Origin of the sequence: Streptomyces sp. NPDC127100 (assembly GCF_042724095.1) — a bacterium.
GTDB lineage: Bacteria > Actinomycetota > Actinomycetes > Streptomycetales > Streptomycetaceae > Streptomyces.
The window spans coordinates 1-1096 of sequence record NZ_JBHXFL010000106.1 but is presented as its reverse complement, the minus strand read 5'-3'; the positions used below and the strand labels follow the sequence as shown (position 1 = coordinate 1096).

The 1096-nt window shown below is 56.8% G+C and carries 1 rRNA gene; it reads left to right on the top strand.

The window, feature by feature from the left end:
- Positions 1-1096 (top strand): 23S ribosomal RNA (locus ACFWJB_RS35445); the annotation flags it as partial.

Below are 1096 nucleotides of genomic sequence, written 5' to 3'. Positions count from 1 at the left end.
GGAACGCGGGGAAGTGAAACATCTCAGTACCCGCAGGAAGAGAAAACAACCGTGATTCCGGGAGTAGTGGCGAGCGAAACCGGATGAGGCCAAACTTACGACGTGTGAGACCCGGCAGGGGTTGCGTCGTGGGGGTTGTGGGATCTCTCTTCTGTCGTCTGCCGGCGGCAGGACGAGTCAGAAACCGTTGATGTAGGCGAAGGACATGCGAAAGGTCCGGCGTAGAGGGTAAGACCCCCGTAGTCGAAACATCAGCGGCTCGTTTGAGAGACACCCAAGTAGCACGGGGCCCGAGAAATCCCGTGTGAATCTGGCGGGACCACCCGCTAAGCCTAAATATTCCCTGGTGACCGATAGCGGATAGTACCGTGAGGGAATGGTGAAAAGTACCGCGGGAGCGGAGTGAAATAGTACCTGAAACCGTGTGCCTACAAGCCGTGGGAGCGTCGCGCAAGGACTTGTCCTTGCGTCGTGACTGCGTGCCTTTTGAAGAATGAGCCTGCGAGTTTGCGGTGTGTTGCGAGGTTAACCCGGGTGGGGAAGCCGTAGCGAAAGCGAGTCCGAACAGGGCGTTTCAGTAGCACGCTCAAGACCCGAAGCGGAGTGATCTAGCCATGGGCAGGTTGAAGCGGAGGTAAGACTTCGTGGAGGACCGAACCCACCAGGGTTGAAAACCTGGGGGATGACCTGTGGTTAGGGGTGAAAGGCCAATCAAACTCCGTGATAGCTGGTTCTCCCCGAAATGCATTTAGGTGCAGCGTCGTGTGTTTCTTGCCGGAGGTAGAGCACTGGATAGGCGATGGGCCCTACCGGGTTACTGACCTTAGCCAAACTCCGAATGCCGGTAAGTGAGAGCACGGCAGTGAGACTGTGGGGGATAAGCTCCATGGTCGAGAGGGAAACAGCCCAGAGCATCGACTAAGGCCCCTAAGCGTACGCTAAGTGGGAAAGGATGTGGAGTCGCACAGACAACCAGGAGGTTGGCTTAGAAGCAGCCACCCTTGAAAGAGTGCGTAATAGCTCACTGGTCTAGTGATTCCGCGCCGACAATGTAGCGGGGCTCAAGCGTACCGCCGAAGTCGTGTCATTGCAGCAT